The organism is Streptomyces nodosus (genome assembly GCF_008704995.1).
Lineage (GTDB): Bacteria > Actinomycetota > Actinomycetes > Streptomycetales > Streptomycetaceae > Streptomyces > Streptomyces nodosus.
Map to the genome: position 1 here is coordinate 4,778,734 of NZ_CP023747.1, position 23,265 is coordinate 4,801,998.

21 protein-coding genes are annotated in these 23,265 nt (G+C 69.9%); 8 read left to right on the forward strand and 13 right to left on the reverse strand.

Features of this window, described 5'->3' with window-relative positions; translation table 11 throughout:
• Positions 1-109: 109 nt before the first annotated feature.
• On the reverse strand, positions 110-364 hold the full coding sequence (locus tag CP978_RS21670; protein ID WP_043443490.1) for a type II toxin-antitoxin system antitoxin: 255 nt from the start codon (positions 362-364) through the stop codon (positions 110-112).
• 428 nt (positions 365-792) lie between these two features.
• Between CP978_RS21670 and CP978_RS21675 the strand changes: the two genes are divergently transcribed.
• Positions 793-3,066, forward strand: a complete 2,274-nt coding sequence (locus CP978_RS21675; protein WP_043443492.1) for a transglycosylase domain-containing protein — start codon at positions 793-795, stop codon at positions 3,064-3,066.
• Between the two features lie 136 nt (positions 3,067-3,202).
• On the opposite strand, the gene CP978_RS21680 is transcribed toward CP978_RS21675, so the two are convergent.
• From CP978_RS21680 to CP978_RS21700, 5 genes are all read right to left on the reverse strand, one after another.
• A complete protein-coding gene (locus CP978_RS21680; protein ID WP_043443494.1) occupies positions 3,203-4,666 on the reverse strand; it encodes a catalase in 1,464 nt (487 codons plus the stop codon).
• Positions 4,667-4,862: 196 nt separating this feature from the next.
• The gene (locus CP978_RS21685; RefSeq protein ID WP_043443496.1) at positions 4,863-6,968 is read right to left on the reverse strand and encodes a SpoIIE family protein phosphatase; all 2,106 of its coding nucleotides are present in this window, start codon (positions 6,966-6,968) and stop codon (positions 4,863-4,865) included.
• Positions 6,969-7,242: 274 nt separating this feature from the next.
• Entirely contained in the window at positions 7,243-7,935 is a 693-nt protein-coding gene (fomD, locus tag CP978_RS21690; RefSeq protein ID WP_043443498.1) for a cytidylyl-2-hydroxypropylphosphonate hydrolase, read from the reverse strand.
• Between the two features lie 61 nt (positions 7,936-7,996).
• Positions 7,997-9,382: a class II fumarate hydratase gene (locus CP978_RS21695; protein ID WP_043443500.1), complete on the reverse strand. Its 1,386-nt coding sequence runs from the start codon at positions 9,380-9,382 to the stop codon at positions 7,997-7,999.
• Between the two features lie 154 nt (positions 9,383-9,536).
• The gene (locus tag CP978_RS21700) at positions 9,537-11,228 is read right to left on the reverse strand and encodes a fumarate hydratase (RefSeq protein WP_043449195.1); all 1,692 of its coding nucleotides are present in this window, start codon (positions 11,226-11,228) and stop codon (positions 9,537-9,539) included.
• 267 nt (positions 11,229-11,495) lie between these two features.
• Between CP978_RS21700 and CP978_RS21705 the strand changes: the two genes are divergently transcribed.
• A complete protein-coding gene (locus CP978_RS21705) occupies positions 11,496-12,200 on the forward strand; it encodes a DUF1707 SHOCT-like domain-containing protein (RefSeq protein ID WP_043443502.1) in 705 nt (234 codons plus the stop codon).
• A gap of 184 nt (positions 12,201-12,384) precedes the next feature.
• Positions 12,385-12,756 carry a WhiB family transcriptional regulator gene (locus tag CP978_RS21710; RefSeq protein ID WP_043443504.1) on the forward strand — a complete coding sequence of 124 codons (372 nt, stop codon included), beginning with the start codon at positions 12,385-12,387 and terminating at the stop codon, positions 12,754-12,756.
• Between the two features lie 94 nt (positions 12,757-12,850).
• Here CP978_RS21710 and glpX read toward each other — a convergent pair whose 3' ends face one another.
• Positions 12,851-13,888: a class II fructose-bisphosphatase gene (gene glpX, locus CP978_RS21715; RefSeq protein ID WP_043443506.1), complete on the reverse strand. Its 1,038-nt coding sequence runs from the start codon at positions 13,886-13,888 to the stop codon at positions 12,851-12,853.
• A gap of 127 nt (positions 13,889-14,015) precedes the next feature.
• Between glpX and CP978_RS21720 the strand changes: the two genes are divergently transcribed.
• The gene (locus tag CP978_RS21720) at positions 14,016-14,537 is read left to right on the forward strand and encodes a DUF4245 domain-containing protein (protein WP_043443508.1); all 522 of its coding nucleotides are present in this window, start codon (positions 14,016-14,018) and stop codon (positions 14,535-14,537) included.
• Between the two features lie 126 nt (positions 14,538-14,663).
• Here CP978_RS21720 and CP978_RS21725 read toward each other — a convergent pair whose 3' ends face one another.
• Positions 14,664-14,906, reverse strand: coding sequence for an exodeoxyribonuclease VII small subunit (locus CP978_RS21725; RefSeq protein WP_043443510.1), 243 nt, complete (start codon positions 14,904-14,906; stop codon positions 14,664-14,666).
• Positions 14,907-14,915: 9 nt separating this feature from the next.
• Positions 14,916-16,136, reverse strand: a complete 1,221-nt coding sequence (gene xseA, locus CP978_RS21730) for an exodeoxyribonuclease VII large subunit (protein ID WP_043443512.1) — start codon at positions 16,134-16,136, stop codon at positions 14,916-14,918.
• 131 nt (positions 16,137-16,267) lie between these two features.
• On the opposite strand from xseA, the gene CP978_RS21735 reads away from it, so the two are divergent.
• Both CP978_RS21735 and ppgK read left to right on the forward strand, forming a co-directional pair.
• A complete protein-coding gene (locus tag CP978_RS21735; RefSeq protein WP_043443514.1) occupies positions 16,268-17,272 on the forward strand; it encodes a 4-hydroxy-3-methylbut-2-enyl diphosphate reductase in 1,005 nt (334 codons plus the stop codon).
• 102 nt (positions 17,273-17,374) lie between these two features.
• The gene (gene ppgK / locus CP978_RS21740) at positions 17,375-18,121 is read left to right on the forward strand and encodes a polyphosphate--glucose phosphotransferase (RefSeq protein ID WP_043443516.1); all 747 of its coding nucleotides are present in this window, start codon (positions 17,375-17,377) and stop codon (positions 18,119-18,121) included.
• An 86-nt stretch (positions 18,122-18,207) separates the two neighbouring features.
• On the opposite strand, the gene CP978_RS21745 is transcribed toward ppgK, so the two are convergent.
• Positions 18,208-18,606, reverse strand: coding sequence for a DUF6542 domain-containing protein (locus CP978_RS21745; RefSeq protein WP_052454607.1), 399 nt, complete (start codon positions 18,604-18,606; stop codon positions 18,208-18,210).
• A gap of 381 nt (positions 18,607-18,987) precedes the next feature.
• Between CP978_RS21745 and ychF the strand changes: the two genes are divergently transcribed.
• Positions 18,988-20,076: a redox-regulated ATPase YchF gene (gene ychF / locus CP978_RS21750; protein WP_043443521.1), complete on the forward strand. Its 1,089-nt coding sequence runs from the start codon at positions 18,988-18,990 to the stop codon at positions 20,074-20,076.
• Between the two features lie 68 nt (positions 20,077-20,144).
• Here ychF and CP978_RS21755 read toward each other — a convergent pair whose 3' ends face one another.
• The 3 genes from CP978_RS21755 to CP978_RS21765 form a co-directional block, all read right to left on the reverse strand.
• Positions 20,145-20,837, reverse strand: coding sequence for a hypothetical protein (locus CP978_RS21755; RefSeq protein WP_043443523.1), 693 nt, complete (start codon positions 20,835-20,837; stop codon positions 20,145-20,147).
• A gap of 165 nt (positions 20,838-21,002) precedes the next feature.
• Positions 21,003-21,395, reverse strand: a complete 393-nt coding sequence (locus CP978_RS21760; protein WP_043443526.1) for a PIN domain-containing protein — start codon at positions 21,393-21,395, stop codon at positions 21,003-21,005.
• On the reverse strand, positions 21,392-21,658 hold the full coding sequence (locus tag CP978_RS21765; RefSeq protein ID WP_043443528.1) for a hypothetical protein: 267 nt from the start codon (positions 21,656-21,658) through the stop codon (positions 21,392-21,394). The genes CP978_RS21760 and CP978_RS21765 overlap by 4 nt, the downstream gene beginning before the upstream one ends.
• A gap of 148 nt (positions 21,659-21,806) precedes the next feature.
• On the opposite strand from CP978_RS21765, the gene CP978_RS21770 reads away from it, so the two are divergent.
• Positions 21,807-23,225 (forward strand): ATP-binding protein, encoded by a 1,419-nt coding sequence (locus tag CP978_RS21770; RefSeq protein WP_043443530.1) that lies wholly within the window; start codon positions 21,807-21,809, stop codon positions 23,223-23,225.
• Positions 23,226-23,265: the final 40 nt, after the last annotated feature.

Consider the following 23,265-nt stretch of genomic DNA (forward strand, 5'->3'; position numbering starts at 1 on the left):
AAGCACTGTACACACCGTGTATACCTGCGATGTATACACACGGTGTGCAGTTCGCCGTCCGGGCGGTGTCCTTACTGGTCAGAGGTGATTGTCACGGTTCTGCCACCGGTCAGGGCTCGGGCTCCGGCGCGGGTTCGGCCGGTGGGCGCCCCCGGCGGGGGATCGGCTTCGCCCCGCCGGGCAGCCGGCCCGCCTCGGCGAGGGCGCGGCGGAGCAGGAACTCGACCTGGGCGTTGGTCGAGCGCAGCTCGTCGGAGGCCCAGCGGGCCAACGCCTCGTAGACCGACGGGTCCAGCCGCAGCAGCATCTGCTTGCGCTGCTGCGGCCCGCGCCGAGGGGTCGGGCCTCCGGAGGGAGTGGTCATGGGCCTTCCGTTTCTCGTCCGGTTCCACGATGTCCTGCCCGGTGATCCGGGTGATCCCGGTGGACGGGGTCCGATCAGGCCGAATGTCAGCGTGATCCCGCCATCGATGCTGCGGGCGGTTTAGTCCCGCACGCGCGGTGCGGGCATCTGCGGTACGACGCGGCGGGGGAGGTGCCGCATGCCGATATGGGCCGTTTCTCCCCGGTTCGTGGTATAGCCGTGAGCTAATTAACTGCTAGCACTTTACTGCTCTCGACAACCATCCATGCCTCACGATCGTCGGTCTCGGTAGAGGCAGGTGCTGTCGCCGGCGTCCCCGAGGGACGGGATCGGTGGGCCCCGCTCATACCGGGCGGTGTTAGTTTGCTGAGCTGGCCCGAGCCAGTCACCTGTGCGGCACACGAGAGCGAAGCGGAGCGGAACGACTCATGGGACGAGCGGAAGAACGACGAGCTCGGCAGCGCGGCGGCCGCCGCGCCGCACCTGAGCGCTCGTCCGCGGGGGACGCCAAGGGCGGGAAGAGCGGCATACGCAGGTTCTTCACCTGGAAGACGGTGCTCGGCTCGATCTTCGGCTTTGTGCTGCTGGTGATGGGCGCCCTGGTGGTGCTCTACGCCACCACCGACATTCCCGCCGGGAACGCCGCCGCCACGCAGCAGAGCAATATCTACAAATACAGCGACGGCAGCATCCTGGCCCGGACCGGCGAGGTCAACCGTGAGAACGTCGACCTCGCCGAGGTGCCCAAGGAGGTCCGGCTCACCTTTGTGGCGGCCGAGAACAAGTCCTTCTTCACGGACTCCGGCATCGACCTGAAGGGCACCACCCGAGGCATACTCAACACCCTGTCCGGCAAGGGCGCACAGGGCGGTTCGACGATCACCCAGCAGTACGTCAAGAACTACTACCTGACCCAGGACCAGACCGTCACGCGCAAGCTGAAGGAACTGGTCATCTCGCTGAAGCTGGACCGCCAGAAGTCCAAGGACTACATCCTCGCGGGCTATATCAACACCAGCTACTACGGCCGTGGCGCCTATGGCATCCAGGCCGCGGCGCAGGCGTACTACCACAAGGACGCCAAGAAACTCTCGGTCGAGGAGGGCGCCTACCTCGCGGCGCTGCTCCAGGCACCGAGCCAGTACGACTGGGCGGTGGCCAGCCCCACCGGTAAGAGGCTGGTGAAGGAACGCTGGAACTACGTCCTGGACAACATGGTCGGTCAGAAGTGGCTGGACGCGGGCAAACGCGCGGAGCTGAAGTTCCCGGTCCCGAAGGCGCCTCGGCCGGCGCCCGGTATGGAGGGGCAGACCGGCTATCTGGTGGATGCGGCCAGGGCGTCGCTGTACCGCCAGCTCGTCGCCCAGGGCAGCGCCTCCACCATCAGTGATGCGGAGGCGCTGGTGTCGGCCGGCGGCTGGACCATCACGCTCAACATCGACAAGAAGAAGCAGCACCACCTGGAGCAGGCCGTCAAGGACCAGCTGACCAGCAAGCTGGACCCCGAGAAGCGCTCCGTGGACGCAGACGTCCAGCCCGGCGCGGTGTCCGTCGACCGGAAGACGGGCCGGGTGGTCGCCATGTACGGCGGCATCGACTACTTCAAGCACTACACCAACAACGCGACCCGGCGTGACTACCAGCCCGCCTCCACCTTCAAGCCGCTGATCCTGGCGGCCGCCCTGGAGGAGGAGGCCAAGACGCAGGACGGTCGCCCGATCAACGCCAACACCATCTACGACGGCACCAGCGGCCGCCCCGTCAAGGGCAGCGCGATCGGCTTCGCCCCGCCGAACGAGGACGACCAGGACTACGGCGACATCACCGTCCAGACGGCGATGAACAAGTCCGTCAACTCGGTCTTCGCGCAGATGGGCGTCGACGTCGGCATGGACGAGGTGCTCAAGGTCGCGGGCGAGCTCGGCATGGACACCAAGGGCCTGGAGGCCGTGCCCGCCCAGACGCTGGGCACCATGGGCGCGAGCCCGCTGGAGATGGCCGGTGTCTATGCCACGCTCGACAACCACGGCAAGAAGGTCACCCCGGCGATCATCAAGTCGGCCGATCACAAGGACCGCTCGGTCGAGCTGCCGGACCCGATCGGCGACCAGGTGATCTCCCGTGAGGCCGCCGACACGGTCACCTCGGTGCTCACCGGAGTGGTCGACGACGGTACGGCCAGGGCCTCGGTGCAGGACAACCCGGCGCGCCGGGGCCAGCAGGTCGCGGGCAAGACGGGTACGTCCGACAACAACAAGTCGGCCTGGTTCACCGGCTACACCCCGGACCTGATCACCTCGGTCGGTCTGTTCGGCGAGAGCGCCAAGGCGCCGCACCCCCAGGTCACCCTGAGCGGTGCCACCGGCCTCATCCCGGGCGTCGGCCGGATCAACGGTGGTGGCTACCCGGCGCAGATCTGGGCCGCGTACACCTTCGCGGCGATGGGCGAGGTCAGCAAGTTCGACCTGGAGACCAGGCAGGGCGCGGCGGTCCAGCCGAGCGCCCCGCCGAGCCCCTCGGAGTCGCCCTCCGAGTCCCCGAGCGAGTCGCCGACCACGGAACCGCCCACCTCCGAGCCGCCCACCTCCGAACCCCCGACGTCAGAGCCCCCGACGTCCGAACCGCCGACGTCCGAGCCGCCGGCCCCGGACACCTCGCAGCCGGTGACGGAGAACCCGGTCGAACCGAACAACCAGCAGTAGCGCGAAGGCGCCCGGTGGACCGGCCACCGGGCGCCTTCGTACTACGGCAGGACGCGAGTCGACGACATGCACCGCTCAGCGCACTCGCGTACGCCCCTGTCCCGGACCTGGGACAGGGGCGTACGCGTGGGGCCGGTCAGCCGCCGTTGACGTTGTGGGCGATGCGGTCGCCGATGTCCTTGTCGATGTTGCGCCAGTACTGCAGCGCCCGGTCCACGACGGGACGGGTGACGCCGTTCAGCAGATGGCCGGAGACATTGGAGACCAGGCGGTCCCGGGCCGCGTCGTCCAGCACCTGGCGGACCATGGTGCCCGGCTGGCCGAAGTCGTCGTCCTCGCGGTGCAGCTTGTACGCCTCGCGGACCATCTCGCCCGCCGTCCGCCAGCCCGCGATGTCACCGTAGCGTTCGGTGTCCGCGTCCGGGCCGCCGTAGGAGTTGGGTGCGTACGGCGCGCCGGTGCGTGCGGCCTCGTAGCGCATCGGGCCGTCCTTGGCGTAGGAGTGCACCTGCGAGTGCGGCCGGTTCGGCGGGAGCTGGGCGTAGTTCGGGCCGATGCGGTAGCGGTGCGTGTCCGGGTACGAGAAGAGCCGGCCGAGCAGCATCTTGTCCGGGGACGGGCCGATGCCCGGCACCATGTTGGACGGCTCGAACGCGGCCTGCTCGATATGGACGAAGTAGTCGTCCGGGTTCTTGTGCAGGGTCATCCGGCCGACCTCGATCAGCGGGTAGTCGCCGTGCGGCCACACCTTGGTCAGGTCGAACGGGTTGAAGCGGTAGTCGGGGGCGTCGTCGAAGGGCATCACCTGGACGTACATCGTCCAGGACGGGTGGTCGCCGGTCTCGATCGCCCGGAACAGGTCGCGGCGGTGCAGATCGGCGTCCGCGCCGGCGAGGTGGTCGCCCTCCTCCTGGGTGAGGAACGCGATGCCCTGGTCGGTCTTCATGTGGTACTTGACCCAGAACCTCTCGCCGCCGCCGTTGACCCACATATAGGTGTGGGAGGAGTACCCGTTCATGTTGCGGTACGTCTTCGGGATGCCCCGGTCGCCCATGAGCCACGTCACCATGTGCGCGGACTCGGGGGACAGGGTCCAGAAGTCCCACTGCATGTCGTTGTCGCGCAGCCCGTTGTCGGGGCGGCGCTTCTGGGAGCGGATGAAGTCCTGGAACTTCTGCGGATCACGGACGAAGAAGACCGGCGTGTTGTTGCCGACCAGATCGTAGTTCCCGTACTCCGTGTAGAACTTCAGCGCGAAACCGCGCGGGTCGCGCCAGGTGTCCGGGGAGCCGAGCTCACCGGCGACCGTGGAGAAGCGCGCGAGCATCTCGGTGCGCTTCCCCGGCTGGAAGAGGTCGGCCTTGGTGAACTGGCTGACATCATTGGTGACTTCGAAGGTTCCGTAGGCGCCACTGCCCTTGGCGTGCACCACCCGCTCCGGGACCCGCTCCCGGTTGAACTGGGCCATCTTCTCGATGAGGTAGTGGTCCTGGAGCAGGATCGGGCCGTCGGCACCGACGGTGAGCGAGTGCTCGTCGCTCTCCACCGGGATGCCGGCGTTGTTCGTCGTGTACGGGACCTGCTGGGGTGCCTGGGTCACGAGCGTCCTCCCGTCGGGACTGAGGGTGTCGGTCGGGTCGCTTCGCCCACCTCAGCAGTCAACTCCTGGAACCGGATGTCGGCAACATTTGGACGGGGTCCAATCTCGGTTCTCTTCCGAGATCGGCCCCGTCCTGGATCGTGCCCGTCCTTCCGGGGCCCGGGGGAGGATGCCGGCGGCCCGGCCTCAGCCCTGTTCAGCCCTGGTTCAGCTCGAACCAGACCACTTTTCCGGTGCTCAGCCGGGTGGCGCCCCAGCGCCGGGCCAGCCGGTTCACCAGATACAGCCCGCGCCCGCCCTCGTCCGTGGCCCGCGCCTGCCGCAGCCGCGGCAGCTGCGGCACATCGTCGCCGACCTCGCAGCGCAGCACATCGGTGCGCAGCAGCCGCAGCGTGACCGGCCGTGACGCATAGCGCACGGCATTGGTCACCACCTCGCTGACCAGCAGCTCCACCGAGTCCGTCAGCTCCTCCAGACCCCAGCGGGCGAGCGCCCTGCGGGCCAGTCGGCGGGCCCGGCCCGGGGCCGAGTCCTCCGGCTCCAGGAACCAGTAGGCGACGTCATTGGGCGCGATCCCGTCGAAGCGGGCGGCGAGCAGCGCGATGTCGTCGTCCCGGTCGCCCGGGCCGAGCATGTCGAGCACCTCGTCGCAGAGCGCCTCCAGCGGCGGCGGATGGTCCGCGCCGGTGATCTGGGCGGTCGCGGCGAGCTTCTCCCGCAGCTGCTCTATACCGGTCCACACGTCCCGCAGCCGGGACTCCACCAGGCCGTCGGTGTAGAGGAGCAGGGTCGCCCCGGCGGGCGCGTCCAGCTCGACCGCCTCGAAGTCCACCCCGCCGACGCCGATGGGCGCGCCGGCCGGCACCCGCAGCACCTCGGCCCGGCCGCCCAGATGCAGCAGGACCGGCGGCGGATGCCCGGCGTTGGCGATGGTGATCCGGTGCGCGACCGGGTCGTACACCGCGTACAGACAGGTCGCCATGCGGTCGGTGCCGAGCCGCTGGGCCTGCTCGTCCAGATGGTGCAGCACCTCCTGCGGCGGCAGATCGAGCCCGGCGAGGGTCTGGGCCGTCGTCCGCAGCTGACCCATGATCGCCGCGGACGTCATGGAGTGGCCCATGACGTCCCCCACCACCAGCGCCACCCGGCTGCCCGGCAGCGGAATGGCGTCGTACCAGTCGCCGCCGACCCGCGCGGTCTCGGCGGCCGGCAGATAGCGGGAGGCCAGCCGTACGCCGGTCGGGTTCGGCAGGGTCTCCGGGAGCATCGTCCGCTGGAGCTCGTCGGCGATATAGGCCTCACGGCCGTACAGCACCGCCTTGTCGATGCCGAGCGCGCTGTGGGTGGCGAGCTGGGCGGCGACCAGCAGATCGTCCGCCTCGAACGCCAGGCGCTCCGGGCGGCGCAGGAACAGCACGGCGCCGATGACCCGGCGCCTCCCGCGCAGCGGTGCGAGGATCGCGCGCTGTCCCGGGGGAACCGCCAGATCGTCGCCGAGCAGTTCCGGGAGCGCGGCACGGGCGGCGGGCGCGTCCGCGAACACCGGCCGCACCCCGCGCAGCACCTCGGCGAGCGCACCGCCGGGCCGCACCTCGCACAGCTCGTTGCTCACCGTCGCGAGACCGGAGTTCTCCGGCGCCGGCACCGGCAGGATGCCGTCCTCCAGGTCCCGCTCCTGCGGGATCCGGTCGGTGCGCCGCAGCCGCAGCACCAGGGGCCCGGTGGGCCGCTCGTCGCCCACGGGAAGCGGATCACGCAGATAGACGAGGATCGCGTCCGAGAAGGTCGGCACGGTGGCCCGGCACAGCCCCATCACGATCTCGTCGAGGTCGATGCCGCGGGCGATCCGCCGGGTCGCGGCGCCCACGAAGCGCAGCCGGTCCCCGTCGCGCCGCATGGGCATGGGGCCGTGCAGCAGCGTCTGGCCGGTGCGCCGGTCCTTGCCCACGGGCGCCACCGAGGCACGGTCCTGCCCCTCGGCGCCCGGCTGGGCCGGGATGACCTCCGACGCGGGCCGCGGCCGGTGGGTGTCGGGCTCGCCGTCGGCCGGCTGGGAGTGCTCGCCACCGCCCGCCGAGGGCACCGCGGAGGAACCGTCCGGGACCCCGGACGGGCCGTGCTCGGCGCAGGCCGGAGCGGTAGGCGCCTCGCCCGTGCGGGTCTGTGCCGGTAAGGCCGAGGCGGGCGGCGTGGTCAGCGGTTCCGGGGTACGCAGGAGCGCCCCGCGGGGGTCCGCGGGGACGACGCCCGGTTGCGGGCGCTCGTGGGAGGTCGGGTGCTCCGTCACGCGTGTCGAATCCATCCGTCCGGGGCTGCGCGCCGCGCGTGCAGTTCGTCCCGCAGGAATGCCGATACCCGGAATAGGTGCCCCAGGAACGGATTTCCCGCGCGATCACTCGCGGACCATGATCCACGGGTCGGCCGCGCCGTCCCGGTGTGACCCTCGTACCCCTCGCTCACGTCCTGCCGCCCCTCGGTGACGTCCTGTCAAGCACTGTGCTTACTGCGGGAGTTGCTGTGCTGCGCCCTTGCGGAGGACGATCCTACGGTTGTACCGCGGGGGCGCAACAAGGGTCTCATGAGGTCATGTGCGCCGGAGTGCGGTCCCAGTCCTCCGGCAGCGGCGGCACCGACCAGGCCGGATCGGGGCGCCAGTGCTGCCAGCCGTCCGAGAAGGGCGCTCCCCAGGCATGGATCACCTCCACGGCGGACCGCCCCGCCTCCCGCACCCGCGCGGCGAGTCCGGGGTCCATCAGACCGTCCCGCTGGGCCTGGGCGAACTCGTCCTCGTCGCGCCAGCCCCAACTGCGGTCCGGATAGACACAGATGTCCAGGAAGTGATCCTCGGAGTCCACCCCGTCGGCCCATCGGGCCAGCGGCTCCTCCAGGTTCACGTACCAGTTCTTGAACTGCCAGCCCGGCTCCCAGAACAGCCACACCGACCAGGGTTCGCCGGGCCGCGCCAGCTTGAGCACACCGGTGCCGAACCAGCGGTCACGCCGCACGGCCCGTGGTCTGGTGTAGCGGGACTCCAGCGGCTCGGCGTGCAGCGGAGTGCCGTCGGCGAGGACGGGTCTGACGCACTCGGTGCCGGGCGCCATCCACACCGCCAGCAACTCGGCGTCGTCCCGGACGACGGTGACGGGGCGTGCGATGTGATAGCGGGGGCCGCCGTTCTCCCGGTACCGCCAGAGGATCTGTTCCCCCGGGGCCCAGTGTGTCGTCGCTCCGCCCGCTGCCGCCCGTCTCACCGTTCCGCCGTCTGCCATGCACAGATATTAGGTGCCCCAGGCATACGACACGCCACGAGCGGGTGACGGGAGGTGTCAGTCACGGGTGTGTCATCCGTAGGACATCGAGCGCCTCGTCGAGCTGGGCCGCCGTCAGATCGCCACGCTCCACATATCCGGACTCCAGCACGACCTGCCGGACGGTCTTGCGCTCGGCGAGTGCCTTCTTGGCGACCTTCGCGGCCTCCTCGTAGCCGAGGTACCTGTTGAGCGGGGTGACGACGGAGGGCGAGGACTCGGCGTACTCGAGGGCGCGTTCCCGGTGGGCGACGATCCCGTCGACGGTCCGGTCGGCGAGCAGCCGCGAGGCGTTGGCCAGCAGCCGGATCGACTCCAGCACGTTCTTGGCGATGACCGGCATCATCACATTGAGCTCGAAGGTGCCGGAGGCGCCGGCGGTGGCGATGGTCACGTCGTTCCCGACGACCTGTGCGGCCACCATGAGGACGGCCTCCGGGACGACCGGGTTGACCTTGCCGGGCATGATCGAGGAACCGGGCTGGAGATCGGGCAGCTCGATCTCCGCGAGCCCGGTCCTGGGTCCGGACGCCATCCACCGGAGATCGTTCGCGATCTTGGTCAGCCCGACGGCGACGGTCCTGAGCTGTCCGCTGGTCTCCACCACGGCGTCCCGGGCGCCCTGGGCCTCGAAGTGGTTGCGGGCCTCGGTGAGCGGCAGCCCGGTGGCCCGGGCGACCTCCGAGATCACGGCGGCGGAGAAACCGGGCGGGGTGTTGATACCGGTCCCGACGGCGGTGCCGCCCAGCGGCAGCTCGGCGAGTCGCGGCAGGGAGGCGGTCAGCCGCTCCACGCCGTAGCGCACCTGGGCGGCGTAGCCACCGAACTCCTGTCCAAGGGTGACGGGCGTCGCGTCCATGAGATGGGTCCGCCCCGCCTTCACCACATCGGCGAACTCGTCGGCCTTGCGTTCGAGGGAGGCCGCGAGGTGCTCGAGCGCGGGCACCAGGTCATGGGTGACGGCGGCGGTGGCGGCGATATGGAGGGAGGAGGGGAAGACGTCGTTGGACGACTGGGAGGCGTTCACATGGTCGTTGGGGTGGACGTCCCTGCCGAGCCGCTCACCGGCGAGGGTGGCGATCACTTCGTTGGCGTTCATGTTGGACGAGGTCCCGGACCCGGTCTGGAAGACATCGACCGGGAAGTGCTCGTCCCACCGGCCGTCGGCGACCTCCGCGGCGGCCTCCTGGACGGCCTCGGCGATCTCCTGGTCGAGCACCCCGAGCTCCGCGTTGACCTTGGCCGCGGCGGCCTTGATCCGCGCCAGCGCCTCGATGTGCGCCCGCTCGATCCGCTGCCCGGAGACGGGGAAGTTCTCCACGGCCCGCTGGGTCTGCGCCCGCCACTTGGCGTCGGCGGGGACCCGTACCTCGCCCATGGAGTCGTGCTCGATGCGGTATTCGCTCATACCGGGTACAGCGCGGAAGGGGGAGGGGATGTTCCGGCGCAGGGCCGAACGGGGCGCCGGCGTTCACGGCCACCGGGGCCGTACCGGCGGCGGACGGGCGGAGAGGACGGCGGGGCCGCCGGGATCCCCCCGGCGGCCCCGCCGCACCCGCCGCTCAGGCCAGCCCGGGGCCCCGCACCGGGATCGAGGTGAAGGTGGGCGGCTCGGCCGGCGCCTGGAAGAAGTCGTTGCCCTTGTCGTCCACCACGATGAACGCCGGGAAGTCCTCGACCTCGATCTTCCAGACGGCCTCCATCCCGAGCTCCTCGTACTCGACGACCTCGACCTTCTTGATGCAGTCCTGGGCGAGACGGGCGGCGGGCCCGCCGATCGAGCCGAGGTAGAAGCCGCCGTGCGACGCGCACGCGTCCGTGACCTGCTTGCTCCGGTTGCCCTTGGCCAGCATCACCTTGGAACCGCCCGCCGCCTGGAACTGCTCCACATAGGAGTCCATCCGGCCGGCCGTGGTCGGCCCGAAGGAACCGGAGGCGTAGCCTTCGGGGGTCTTGGCGGGACCCGCGTAGTACACCGGGTGGTCCTTGAGGTACTGCGGCATCTCCTCGCCCGCGTCCAGCCGCTCCTTGATCTTGGCGTGCGCGATGTCGCGCGCCACGACCAGCGGACCGGACAGCGAGAGCCGCGTCTTGACCGGGTACCTGGTCAGCTCCGCGAGGATCTCGTCCATCGGCTGGTTCAGGTCGATCCGGACACTTTGCCGATCAGCGGCTTCGCCGTGGGCGCCGTCCTGCGCGAGGTGCTCGTCCGTGGTCTCCGGCAGGAACCGCGCCGGGTCGGTCTCCAGCTGCTCCAGGAACACGCCCTCGGCGGTGATCTTCGCGACGGCCTGGCGGTCGGCCGAGCAGGAGACGGCGATGGCGACCGGGCAGGACGCGCCGTGGCGGGGCAGGCGCACCACCCGGACGTCGTGGCAGAAGTACTTGCCGCCGAACTGGGCGCCGATGCCGATCTTCTGGGTGAGCTCGAAGACCTTCTCCTCCAGCTCCTTGTCCCGGAAGCCGTGGCCCAGCTCGGAGCCCTCGGCGGGCAGCTCGTCGAGGTAGTGCGCGGAGGCGTACTTGGCGGTCTTCAGCGCGAACTCCGCGCTGGTGCCGCCGACGACGACGGCCAGGTGGTACGGCGGGCAGGCGGCCGTGCCCAGCGAACGGATCTTCTCCTCCAGGAACTTCATCATGGAGGCCTCGTTCAGGACGGCCTTGGTCTCCTGGTAGAGGAAGGACTTGTTGGCGCTGCCGCCGCCCTTCGCCATGAACAGGAACTTGTAGGCGCCGCCGTCCGTGGCGTAGAGCTCGATCTGCGCCGGGAGGTTGGAGCCGGTGTTCTTCTCCTCCCACATGGTGAGCGGAGCCATCTGCGAGTACCGCAGGTTCAGCTTGGTGTAGGCGTCGTAGATGCCGTGGGAGAGCGCCTTCTCGTCCTCCCCCTCGGTGAGGACGTGCTGTCCGCGCTTGCCCATGACGATCGCCGTGCCGGTGTCCTGGCACATGGGGAGCACGCCCGCCGCCGCGATGTTCGCGTTCTTCAGCAGGTCCAGCGCCACGAACTTGTCGTTCGCCGACGCCTCGGGGTCGTCGATGATGCGGCGCAGCTGGGCCAGATGGGCGGGGCGCAGATAGTGCTGGATGTCATGGATCGCCTCTTCGGCGAGTTTGCGCAGCGCCTCCGGCTCGACCCGGAGGAACGTACGCCCATCGGCCTCGAAGGTGGAGACACCCTCGGAGGTCACCAGCCGGTAGGGGGTGGTGTCCTCTCCCGTGGGGAGCAGATCGGTGTACGCGAAATCAGGCATCTCGCCCATTCCTCACTAGACAGGCAGCTTTTCGGGCGCCGTCGCCGGGACGCCCGGGCCCGTTCGGCTCACTCGCCCGGTGATTCGGCCTCCGTCGGCAGCGTCCACCAGCGTAGAACCTGGGGTCGGCGGCGGGTCTGTGAGGTAGGGCTCAGTCGGGCGGAACCCTCCTTCGATCCGGTCCGGCGGCCTGATCCGGTGGGTCGGTCGTCCACAGGCCGGGCCGGGGGGTAGTCGCGATCTATCGCGTTTCGGTACGCTGCTGCCGTGGACCTTCACAAGAGCCCCGCCCCGACGGACCGGCAGCCCGTGGCCCCCGCCGATCTGCGCTGCTCCGACGCCGACCGCGACCGCATCGCCGATCTGCTGCGCGAAGCCCTGGCCGAGGGCCGTCTCACGGCGGACGAGCACGCCGAGCGCGTCGAGGGGGTGCTGAACGCCAAGACGGTCGGCGAGCTCGACCGGTTCGTCCGCGATCTGCCCGCGGGCCACCCGCGCCGCGGCGCGACGGCGTACACCCCGACGCCCAACCGTCCGGCCCCCGGCGCGATACCGGCCGAGCCCGACGAGAACGTGGTGGCGGTCTTCAGCAGCGCCGTGCGCAAGGGGCGCTGGCGCCCGGGCCGCCGTATGCATGCCTACGCGGTCTTCGGCAGCGTGGAGATCGACCTGAGCGAGGCGATCTTCGAGTACCAGCAGATCGTGATCAAGGCGATCTCGGTCTTCGGCAATGTGGAGATCCGGGTCCCCGAGAATGTGTCGCTGCGCGGTACCGGCGGCGGCGTGCTCGGCAACTTCGAGGTGACCCCGCTGGATTCTGGCGAGCGGGAGGCGCCCGTCGTCTATGTGGACGGCCTGGCCGTCCTCGGGAACGTCGAGGCGCGACCCAAGCGGGGCAAGCTGGTCGCGGACATCCTCGACCGGGTGTCGGACAAGGTGGACCGGGCTTTGCGCAAACACCTGGGCCGTTGACGCTTGTGAATCCGGTCGTCCTCGGAGCGGGTCCGATCGCCTCCGAAACCGGTCGGTCGCGTCCCGGCGGCACGAACAACCCCTGGAATCACGGCGGTTGGGAACTCAGTGCATAGGCGCGCGCACAGCGGGTAGGCCTTGCTGCATCGTCTCTCGCTCGCGAAGCCGTCGTCAGGAGTAGACCGTGCTGCAACCGCCGCATTCGTCCCTGCAGGTCGCTGACGTTCCGCACCAGCGGATGCCGGTGCGCGACAGAGATCAGGACGCCCCGTGGCACACGGAGGCGGTGTGCCGACGGGACGAGGCCGGCCTGTTCTTCGCCCCCTCCAAGGAACCCACCGCGGCCCGCCTCTCGCGCGAGGAGGCGGCCAAGCGGGTCTGCGGGCGCTGTCCGGTGATGGTCGAGTGCCGGGAGCACGCCCTGCTCCAGCCCGAGCCGTACGGCGTGTGGGGCGGTCTGACGGCCGCCGAGCGCCGTGTGGTGCTGGCCCGGCGCCGGCGCCGCGACCTGGAACTCAAGAAGGCCGCACGGGGGACGATAGCCGCGGCGGGCTGAGCGCACCCGGCAGGCGTACGCGACCAGACGTACGAACGGGGCGCCCTCTCCGCACCGAGGGCGCCCCTGCAACGCCCGGCGGACCGGGCACCGTTCATTTCGCCCGGTCGAAGTCGATCGCGCTGTAGGCACGCAGCTTGCTCAGCCGGTGCACGGAGTCGATCCGGCGGACGGTGCCGGACTTCGAGCGCATCACGATCGAATCGGTGGTGGCGGTCTCGGAGCGGTAGCGCACCCCGCGCAGCAGCTCGCCGTCGGTGATGCCGGTCGCGACGAAGAAGACGTTCTCGCCGGAGACCAGGTCGTCCGTGGACAGCACCCGGTCGAGGTCGTGGCCCGCGTCCAGGGCCCGCTGCCGCTCCTCGTCGTCCTTGGGCCACAGCTTGCCCTGGATGGTGCCGCCCAGGCACTTCACCGCGCAGGCGGAGATGATGCCCTCGGGCGTGCCCCCGATGCCGAGCAGCAGATCGATGCCGGTGCCCTCGCGCAGGGCCAGGATCGAGCCGGCGACATCGCCGTCCGAGATCAGCTTGATGCGTGCACCGGTCTCCCGGACCTCCTTGATCAGGCCGTCGTGGCGCGGCCGGTCGAGGATGACGACGGTGACGTCCTCGGGCGTGGAGCTCTTGGCCTTGGCGACCCGGCGGATGTTCACCGAGACAGGGGCGTCGATGTCCACGTAGTCGGCCGCCTCGGGCCCGGTGACCAGCTTGTCCATGTAGAAGACGGCGGACGGGTCGAACATCGTGCCGCGGTCGGCGGCGGCCAGCACCGCGATCGCGTTCGGCATGCCCTTGGCGGTGAGCGTGGTGCCGTCGATCGGGTCCACGGCGATGTCGCACTCCGGACCGGTTCCGTCACCGATGCGCTCTCCGTTGAAGAGCATCGGCGCCTCGTCCTTCTCGCCTTCGCCGATGACGACGATGCCGTTCATCGACACGGTGTGGACGAGCGTGCGCATGGCGCGCACCGCCGCGCCGTCGGCGCCGTTCTTGTCCCCGCGGCCGACCCAGCGGCCTGCGGCCATCGCGGCGGCCTCGGTGACCCGGACGAGCTCCAGGGCGAGGTTGCGGTCGGGGGCCTCGGAGGGAACCTCGAGTTCGGACGGCAGATGATGATGATTCTCGGTCATCGGAGCGCACCTTTCTGATACGGCGACGGCCGGATGAGGGTGATGCCCCCGACTCTATCGCCGGACAGACAGAATGAGCAGGGGGGCCCACGGATGAGCGGACCCCCGCACCTGCGACGATGGGGACGTGGCAGGTACGAAAGGCAAGCAGAAGACGGTCCGGGACATGCTTCTCTCCCTGGCCCTGATCGGGCTGATGGCGGGCGTCATCTACCTCTTCATCCCGCACGACGACCACGCCCCCGATCTCAAGCGGGTGGACTACCGCGTCGAACTGCTCACGGCCCGCCGTGCGGCAAGCTACCCGCTGGCGGCGCCCGAAGGGCTTCCCGACACCTGGAAGGCCACCTCGGTGCGCTTTCAGGGTGACCCCTTCCAGACCTGGCACCTCGGTTTCCAGGACCCCACGGGGCAGTACGTGGCGATCGAGCAGTCGACGCAGCGGGCGTCCGCCTTCATCGACGAGGCCAGCCAGGGCGCCCGGGAGACCAAGGCCACCCAGACCATCGACGGCCGGACCTGGCAGCGCTACACCGGCGGCCGCTACGACGCGCTGGTGCTCAAGGACGAGGGCTCCACGACCGTGGTGGCCGGCACGGCGTCCTTCGCCCAGCTGACGAAGATGGCGGAGGCCCTGAAGACGGAGTGACCGTCCGCACGGCCGGCACCGTGCGGGGCCTCCTGCAGGAGTCCGGGGTCCGGGCGCCGTCGACGGCGCCGGAGCCGGGCACCGGCAAGGGTCGGTGCGCCGTAGCGGGCCGGGGCCGCCCTCGGATCAGGAGCCGGCGCCCTCCTCGGCGCCCTCTTCCCGGCTCTCCTCGGCCAGTGCGGCATCGAGCCGCTTCCGGGCGCCCTCCAGCCAGGTCCGGCACACCCGGGCCAGCTCCTCGCCCCGCTCCCACAGCGCCAGGGACTCCTCCAGCGTCGTCCCCCCGGCCTCCAGCCGCCGTACGACCTCGATCAGCTCGTCCCGGGCCTGCTCGTACCCCAGTGCCTCGTCCGTCCCGCTGCCACTCATGCGCCCACCCTAATTTCCCGCTCGATCCTCGACCCGTACCGTGAACTCGCCCTCGGCGACCCGCGCCCGCAGCGCCTCGCCCTCCGACGCCTCCTGCGGCGACCGGACGACATGTCCGTCGGCCTTCTGCAGCACCGCATAGCCCCGTCGCAGGGTCGCGGCGGGGGACAGGGCCACCACCCGCGCATGGGTGTGCGCGAGCTCCGATTCGGCCCGGTCGAGCAGATGTCTCAGCGTCCGCCGGCTGCGGTCCGCCAGCGCGGCGATCTGCTCGGCCCGCTCGTCGACCATGCGATGCGGGTCCTCCATCGAGGGCCGCGCCAGCGCATGCGCGAGCCCCCGTTCCTCGCGCTCCACCAGCGCCCGCACACAGCGCCGCGCCCGGTCCCGCAGCGCCTGTACCCGCTGGAGCTCCTCGCCCACGTCCGGCACGACCTTCTTGGCGGCGTCGGTCGGGGTGGAGGCGCGCAGGTCGGCCACATGGTCGAGCAGCGGATTGTCCGGCTCGTGCCCGATGGCCGACACCACGGGCGTCCGGCAGTCCGCCACCGTCCGTACGAGCTGCTCGTCGGAGAACGGCAGCAGGTCCTCCACGCTGCCACCGCCGCGCGCCACGATGATCACGTCCACCTCGTCCAGCGCGTCGAGCTCCTTCACGGCCTGGGTGACCTGCGGCACGGCATGGACGCCCTGCACGGCGACATTGCGCACCTCGAAGCGGACGGCGGGCCAGCGGTGCCGGGCGTTCTCCAGGACATCGCGCTCGGCCGCCGAGGCCCGGCCGCACACCAGCCCGATGAGCTGCGGCAGAAAGGGCAGCGGTTTCTTGCGCTCGGGTGCGAACAGCCCCTCGGCGGCCAGGGACTTCTTCAACTGTTCCAGCCGCGCCAGCAGTTCCCCGACGCCCACCGGCCGTATCTCGGCGGCCCGCAGGGAGAGCTGCCCCCGGGGGGCGTACCACTCGGGCTTGGCGTGGACGATCACCCGGGCGCCCTCGCTCACCACATCGGCGACGGCGTCGAACACCTGGCGGTAGCAGGTGACGCCGACGGAGATGTCGTACGACGGATCGCGCAACGTCAGAAAGACGACACCGGCGCCCGGTCGCCGCGACAGCTGGGTGATCTGCCCCTCGACCCAGACGGCCCCGAGCCGGTCGATCCATCCGCCGATGAGCCGCGACACCTCACCGACGGGCAGCGGGGACTGGGCGGACGTGTTGACTGCCATGGGCCCGAGCGTAACGGCCGGGTCCGACATCGACGCCGATACTCGGGCTCCGGCGGCCGTGGCCCGGCCGGTGCCGGTGATGCGGCATCGTTCCCCACGGGCGATCCGCGGCCGCCGGGCCCGGCCTTACGATGGTGCCCATGACCGCTTCGCCTGGCCGCCGTGTTCTGCTCGCCGCCCCCAGGGGCTACTGCGCGGGTGTCGACCGTGCCGTGATCGCCGTCGAGAAGGCCCTGGAACAGTACGGGGCCCCGATCTACGTCCGCCACGAGATCGTCCACAACAAATACGTCGTACAGACCCTGGAGAAGAAGGGCGCGATCTTCGTCGAGCAGACGGACGAGGTGCCCGAGGGGAACATCGTCATGTTCTCCGCGCACGGCGTGGCCCCCACGGTCCACGAGGAGGCCGAGCGGGGCCGGCTCGCCACCATCGACGCGACCTGCCCGCTGGTCACCAAGGTCCACAAGGAGGCGGTCCGTTTCGCCAAGGAGGACTTCGACATCCTTCTGATCGGGCACGAGGGCCATGAGGAGGTCATCGGCACCTCCGGTGAGGCCCCCGAACACATCCAGCTCGTCGACGGACCCGCTGACGCCGCCCGGGTCGAGGTGCGCGACCCCTCCCGGGTGGTCTGGCTCTCCCAGACGACTCTCTCGGTCGACGAGACCATGGAGACCGTCGACGCCCTCAAGGAACGCTTCCCGCAGCTGATCTCCCCGCCCAGCGACGACATCTGCTACGCCACCCAGAACCGTCAGCTCGCCGTGAAGCAGATGGGCGGCGAGGCGGACCTGGTGATCGTGGTCGGCTCCCGTAACTCCTCCAACTCCCGGCGGCTGGTCGAGGTCGCCGAGCTCGCGGGCGCCGGAGCGTCGTATCTGGTGGACTTCGCCGACGAGATCGACGAGGCCTGGCTGGAGGGTGTGACGACGGTCGGTGTGACCTCGGGTGCCTCCGTCCCGGAGGTCCTGGTCGAACAGGTCCTGGAGTGGCTGGCGCAGCGCGGCTTCGAGGACGTCGAGATCGTCAAGGCCGCCGAGGAGTCCATCATCTTCTCCCTGCCCAAGGAGCTTCGCCGGGATCTGCGCGAGGAGGCCGCGGCACTCCTCGCGGAGCGCACCCGCGAGAGCTGACAGAGCGCGGCCGAGGCCTCGGCGAGGCCTCGGCCCGTGGGTCCCGCTCGGCACCATGGCGCCGGCAGGAGGCCACCGGCCCCACGTCGTACCGTGGTGCCCATGAAGATCTTCGGCGTGGACATCGGCGGTTCAGGAATCAAGGGCGCTCCGGTCGATCTGGACCGGGGCGACCTGGCGGAGGAGCGCTTCAAGGTGCTCACCCCGCAGCCGGCGACGCCCGACCGTGTGGCCGACGGCGTGAAGGAGGTCATCGACCACTTCGGCTGGACGGGCCCGGTCGGCGTGACGTTCCCGGGTGTGGTCACCGGCGGTTCCACGGTCCGTACGGCGGCGAACGTCGACAGGAGCTGGATCGGCACGGACGCCCGCACCCTGCTCAGCGGGCGTCTGAAGGGCCTGCCCGTGACCCTGCTGAACGACGCGGACGCGGCCGGTGTGGCCGAGATGAAGTTCGGCGCGGGCCGGAACCGCCGGGGCACGGTCGTCGTGCTGACGTTCGGTACGGGCATCGGCAGTGCCCTCTTCGTCGACGGAGTGCTGGTGCCGAACACGGAGCTCGGTCATCTGGAGCTGAACGGCCATGAGGCGGAGAAGCGTGCGTCCACCAAGGCCAAGGACGACCATGAGCTGACCTGGGAGCACTGGGCCCGCCGGGTACGGAAGTACCTGGTCCATGTGGAGATGCTGTTCTCCCCCGAACTGTTCGTCATCGGCGGCGGCGTCAGCCGCAAGGCCCAGAAGTTCCTGCCGCTGATCGAGGGCGTCCAGGCGGAGATCGTCCCGGCCCAGCTGCAGAACAACGCCGGGATCGTCGGTGCGGCGATGCGGGCGGCGAACCACGGGTAGGGCCCCTCGCCTCCTGGAGCACCACCCCTAGGGCCCCCGCGCCTGGGGTGCTGACGGCGGGCCGGCCGGCGCCGGGCCGCCGTCGGTCAGGCCGTGCGGCGGCGCTGGGCGGCCCGGCGGCGCATCATCCGCAGCCTCCGGACGATCGCGATGAGGCCCGCGACGAGTGTGCCGGCGTACAGCCAGCCCGCCTGGGTGGCGAGCGTGGTCACCAGCCCCACCACGCGCCCCGCGAGCCCGCTGTCGCCGTCGGCCACGGCCAGCAGACCGGTGGCGAAGGCGATCGGTGCCACCAACGGTGCCGCCGCCAGGTCGCCACCCCGCATCCAGAGCGCGGTCAGGGCGCACACCGGCAGGAACAGCACCCCGTACACCGTGAGGGACGCCCCGAACAGCAGCCGGTCCAGGCAACCGAGCGCCAGCATCACGGCCCCGCAGAACAGCCCTCCGCCGAGGCCGGTGAGCCGGAAGCCGGGATGCCCCACCGCCTGTACGAGGGGTGCGGTGCCGCGGAGCGGGGCCGGGGGGCGCCGCTGGGGACCGCCGTTCCCGACGGGCCGGGAGGCGTTGACGGACCGCGCCGGTGCCGGCACACCCCGTCGGCCCTGCGGGGGAAGGGGCGCACCGCGTCGCGGTCCGTGGTGCGGGGGTCGCGTCCTGTGTTGCTCCACTGCACCAACTTAGGTCGTTTTATGTGCGGAATGGCTCCTCAGACACGCCGATGCCCAGACCTTGGCCAAGCGTTCGATGCATCGCCGGGCGGGGTCGGGCACGCCGTAGACTGGTGCTTCGGCCCGCACACACTCCTGACGGACCCGGGCCTCAGCCCCAGTCCAGTTCTCCTCACATGTACGGGAAGTCGCAACGTGTCGCTCACGATCGGAATCGTCGGCCTGCCCAATGTCGGCAAGTCGACCCTGTTCAACGCCCTGACCAAGAACGACGTGCTGGCGGCCAACTACCCGTTCGCCACGATCGAGCCGAACGTGGGCGTGGTGGGCGTCCCCGACCCCCGGCTGGCCAAGCTGGCCGAGATCTTCACCTCGCAGCGGCTCCTTCCGGCGACGGTGGACTTCGTCGACATCGCGGGCATCGTGCGCGGCGCCAGCGAGGGCGAGGGCCTGGGCAACAAGTTCCTCGCGAACATCCGTGAGTCGGACGCGATCTGCCAGGTGATCCGCGCCTTCAAGGACGAGAACGTCGTCCATGTGGACGGCAAGGTCTCGCCCAAGAACGACATCGAGACCATCAACACCGAGCTGATCCTCGCGGACCTCCAGACCATCGAGAAGGTCCTCCCGAGGCTGCAGAAGGAATCCCGGATCAAGAAGGACGTCGCCCCGAAGGTCAAGGCCGTCGAGGAGGCCAAGGAGATCCTGGAGAAGGGCGACACCCTCTTCGCGCACGGGATCGTCCAGGGCAGCGAGCGTGCGGAGCCGCTGCACGACCTGCATCTGCTCACCACCAAGCCCTTCCTCTACGTCTTCAACGTCGACGAGGACGAGCTGATGGACGACGCCTTCAAGGACGAGCAGCGCGCGCTGGTCGCCCCCGCCGAGGCGATCTTCCTCAACGCCAAGCTGGAGGCGGACCTCGCCGAGCTCGAGGAGGACGAGGCCCTCGAACTCCTGGAGTCGGTCGGCCAGCACGAGCCGGGCCTCGCGACCCTGGCCCGCGTCGGCTTCGACACCCTGGGCCTGCAGACCTACCTCACGGCCGGCCCGAAGGAGGCCCGCGCCTGGACGATCAAGAAGGGCGCCACCGCCCCCGAGGCCGCCGGTGTCATCCACACCGACTTCCAGAAGGGCTTCATCAAGGCGGAGGTCATCTCCTTCGAGGACCTGGTCGCCACCGGCTCCGTGGCCGACGCCCGCGCCGCGGGCAAGGCCCGTATGGAGGGCAAGGACTATGTGATGGGCGACGGGGACGTGGTGGAGTTCCGCTTCAACGTCTGATCCGTTCGGCAAAAGGCCGTCCGACCTGCGGCAGAGCGGGTCGGACGGCCTTTGCGGTCCGCACGGAGTCAGCTGGGGTGCTGAACTGCCGGCCGAAGGTATTCGAAGAGGTCGTCGAGACGTGTGTCGGTGACACGGTCGCGCACCTCGGTGAAAAGCCATCCCAGCAGCTCGGCGGAGGCGTTGTACTCACCGTAGAAGCCCATGCGCAAGTCGGTGATCTGGTACTCGAACATCACGTCGTCCACGAGGTCTGCCACGTGCGCGTCGGCAGCCGGGGTACAGGTCGCGGTCCATGTGTTCAGCCAAGGACACAGGCTGTCGGTGGCCACGGTGATGAGGCTGAGGGCTTCCCTGATGGGCACGGGGCTGGGGTGGGTGTGCAGCGTGCTCTGCCACCAAGCGGACCAGACGTCACGCAGAGCCTCGGCCAAGGGCGCGTCCCAGGTGGTCCAGCCCGCCTGAACCAGGCGCGAGGCGATGAGCTCCTCGTCGACGTGGAGCCGGCCGGTGACGAGTGGGCGGATGATGCGCGGGACGAGGCGGCGATAGAGCCGAGGGAAGTCGCCCCAATGATCAGGTACCTCTGCGGCCACCGAGGACACCAGGTCGTCGGTTATGAGGTGCAGCGGCCCGGAGAGCTCGGCGAAGTCTTGCTCGCCGTAGCAATACGTACAGCCTGTGACGAGGAAGGGCTCCTCCGAGGCAAAGGCACGATCCAGGGCATCGAGGGCTGTCATGAGCTGCTCGGAACAAGGCATGAAGACCTGCCTGGGACTCCGTCCGGGCGACCGGCGAAGATCGCAGGCTATCAGGCCATGCCCGAACCCTGATGCCCTCGCTGCCCGTTGCAGTGAGGGCACCAGTCGTCAGGCGGCTCGGGCTCCGGTTCCTCCTGCGGGTCGGTCGACGGAGGCCATTGGTTGCTAGACGGTGCGAATGACAGGCGCGGGTTTGATGTCCTGGGCGTCGATGAGGGTGCGGATGTCGTCCGGGTCTGAGGTCCAGATGATGGCGCCGAGGGTGGCTGCCATGGTCACGACGGTGGCGTCGACGATGTCGGAGGTACCGGCCTTGCCGCAGAGGATGCCTGCGGCTTTGGCGGTTTCGAGGCCAACGGGTACGACGTGGCACCCGGCGAGGAACTTGCCGAGTCTGACCTGGCGGCGGGAGTCCCGCCATGCCTGGCTGACGATGACGGCCGGGACATGGATGTCCCGGCCGTCATCGAGGGCCAGGCTGTGGCGGGCCCACATGCGTCGGTCGTTGTTGTCGATGGCGATGAGCACCCCGGCGTCGTACAGATAGGGGATGTTCACGCGGCCGAGGCTCCCGAACTGCTGAGGTACTCGGCGTCGGCGGCGGCCAAGTCCGCGCGGGCGGCGGCGAGCTCCTCGGGAGTGAAGGCGCCGTGTTCGGCCTGCCACTCCTGGATGACGGCCCGGCCGGCCCGCAGGCGCAGCTCGCGTTCGGCTGCTCCGGCGACGAGACGGGAGAGCGGGATGCCTTCTTCCTCGGCGGCTCCGGCCAGGGCTTCGACCAGGGTTTCGTCGAGAGTGATAGTCACCTTCTTGGTAGCCATACATCAACCATAGCGCGGTATGGCGTTCGTTGTTGATGCATTCCGTGCCGCAGAACTACAACGACGCGTGGACGACTTACCCACCCCATAAATGCTAACGTGCGTGTTAGTAACACTATTGTTGGTTCCATGTTGGGGCTGGTGGAGCGTGGTGGATTTCGTAGGCCGTCGGCAGGAGCTGGCGACGCTGGAGCGGGAGCTTCGGAAGGTGACGGCAGGGGTTGGCGGGGAGCGGCCCGGTCGGTGCGTGATGTTGCGCGGGCGGCGCCGGGTGGGTAAGTCGCGGCTGGTCGAGCGGTTCGCGGAGTGCTCCGGGGCCCCCTTCTTGTTCTTCGCGGCGACTGGTGCGTCCTCCAGGGATGATCTGACACGGCTGGCCCGGGACGCCCAGGTGTCGACGCTGCCGTTGGCGGGGCTGGTGGCTGCCGCGCGGCCGGAGAGCTGGGACGCCGCGTTCGACGTGCTGGCTGCGGCGCTGCCGGCCGACCGGGCGAGCGTGCTGGTCATCGACGAAGTGCCGTACCTGATGGACAGCGACGGCGCCTTTGAGGGGATGCTGCAACGGGCGTGGGATCGGGTGCTGAAGACCAAGCCGGTGCTGCTGGTCCTCATCGGCTCCGATCTGTCGATGATGGAGGCACTGAACAGCTACGGACGCCCCTTCCACCAGCGCGGCCGGGAGATGGTGCTGGGACCGCTCAACCCCGCCGAGGTGGGACAGATGCTCGGGCTGGATCCGGCGGAAGCCTTCGACGCTGCACTGGTCACCGGCGGGCTACCGCTGATCTGCGCGGAGTGGCCGCACGGCGCAGGGCTGTGGGACTTCCTCGGCGAGGCGCTGAGCGATCCGGTCTCGGCCCTGCTGGTGTCGGCCGAGCGCTCGCTGGCTGCCGAGTTTCCCCCGCAGGCCCAGGCACGTAAGGTGCTGGCGGCCATCGGGAGCGGCGAGCGGACCTTCACCAATATCGCCCGCGCGGCCGACGGGATCGGTGCCACGCCGCTGCAGCGAGCTCTGGAGCTGCTGAGGAACAAACGGATCGTCGCCGGCGAGCTGCCTGTCTCACTGCGCCCGTCGAAGGATCGCCGCTACTGGGTGACAGATCCCTACCTGCGGTTCTGGCTGCATCTGCTCGGCCCGTCCATGGAGGAGATCGAGCGAGGGCGAGGCGATCTGACGTTGGCGCGCATCCGGGAGAACTGGACCAGCTGGCGGGGCCGGGCCATCGAGCCTCTGGTCCGTGAGGCCCTGGCGCGGATACTGCCCGACGACCGGCTTCCCGCAGCCCCCGCAGTGGGCGGCTACTGGACCCGCACCAACGACGTCGAGATCGACATCGTCGGCGCGGACCGCGCTCCCATCGCCAAGGAGCTGCTCTTTCTCGGCTCCATCAAGTGGCTGGAGCATTCACCCTTCGACCGGCACGACCTGGCAGCTCTCCATCGACACCGGGCCGCCCTCACTGTCGACCCGGTTCCCGTTGTGGCGGTCTCGCGCAGCGGAGTCGACTGTCCGGGGCTTGACGCCACCTATGGCCCCGGCGATTTGCTGACCGCCTGGCCGCTTTGAGAGGCGATGGCAGTCGCGGCGCGGCAGTCGGGGAGTGCGA

Bases quoted from the DNA above. Each gene is read 5' to 3' on its own strand.
- CP978_RS21695 (WP_043443500.1), bottom strand. From the start codon at position 9,382: ATGAGCGAATACCGCATCGAGCACGACTCCATGGGCGAGGTACGGGTC.
- CP978_RS21735 (WP_043443514.1), top strand. From the start codon at position 16,268: ATGGTGCCCATGACCGCTTCGCCTGGCCGCCGTGTTCTGCTCGCCGCC.
- CP978_RS21700 (WP_043449195.1), bottom strand. From the start codon at position 11,228: ATGCCTGATTTCGCGTACACCGATCTGCTCCCCACGGGAGAGGACACC.
- CP978_RS21675 (WP_043443492.1), top strand. From the start codon at position 793: ATGGGACGAGCGGAAGAACGACGAGCTCGGCAGCGCGGCGGCCGCCGC.
- glpX (WP_043443506.1), bottom strand. From the start codon at position 13,888: ATGACCGAGAATCATCATCATCTGCCGTCCGAACTCGAGGTTCCCTCC.
- CP978_RS21765 (WP_043443528.1), bottom strand. From the start codon at position 21,658: ATGGCTACCAAGAAGGTGACTATCACTCTCGACGAAACCCTGGTCGAA.
- xseA (WP_043443512.1), bottom strand. From the start codon at position 16,136: ATGGCAGTCAACACGTCCGCCCAGTCCCCGCTGCCCGTCGGTGAGGTG.
- CP978_RS21755 (WP_043443523.1), bottom strand. From the start codon at position 20,837: ATGCCTTGTTCCGAGCAGCTCATGACAGCCCTCGATGCCCTGGATCGT.
- CP978_RS21670 (WP_043443490.1), bottom strand. From the start codon at position 364: ATGACCACTCCCTCCGGAGGCCCGACCCCTCGGCGCGGGCCGCAGCAG.
- fomD (WP_043443498.1), bottom strand. From the start codon at position 7,935: ATGGCAGACGGCGGAACGGTGAGACGGGCGGCAGCGGGCGGAGCGACG.
- CP978_RS21685 (WP_043443496.1), bottom strand. From the start codon at position 6,968: ATGGATTCGACACGCGTGACGGAGCACCCGACCTCCCACGAGCGCCCG.
- CP978_RS21725 (WP_043443510.1), bottom strand. From the start codon at position 14,906: ATGAGTGGCAGCGGGACGGACGAGGCACTGGGGTACGAGCAGGCCCGG.
- ppgK (WP_043443516.1), top strand. From the start codon at position 17,375: ATGAAGATCTTCGGCGTGGACATCGGCGGTTCAGGAATCAAGGGCGCT.